Source organism: Actinoplanes subtropicus (assembly GCF_000721705.1).
GTDB classification, from domain to species: domain Bacteria; phylum Actinomycetota; class Actinomycetes; order Mycobacteriales; family Micromonosporaceae; genus Actinoplanes; species Actinoplanes subtropicus.
The window spans coordinates 1-215 of record NZ_JOJL01000207.1; the positions used below are offsets into that span (position 1 = coordinate 1).

General features: G+C 63.3%; 1 protein-coding gene. It reads right to left on the reverse strand.

Annotated features, from left to right (window positions below; translation table 11 throughout):
* Positions 1-215 (reverse strand): cbb3-type cytochrome c oxidase subunit I (locus IH26_RS55260; RefSeq protein ID WP_034218370.1); only part of this gene is annotated, 215 nt, incomplete at both ends.

Sequence of the window (215 nt, forward strand, 5' to 3'; positions counted from 1 at the left end):
GCGAACATCATCGGCGTCTCGAAACTGATCTGGCCGCGCCACATCGTGCCGATCCACACGAAGAACTTCATGCCGGTCGGCACCGCGATCAGGAAGGACAGGAAGCTGAAGAACGGCAGCAGCACCTGGCCGGTGACGAACATGTGGTGCGCCCACACCGACATCGACAGCGCCGCGATCAGCAGCGTGGCGGCGACCAGGCCCTTGTAGCCGAA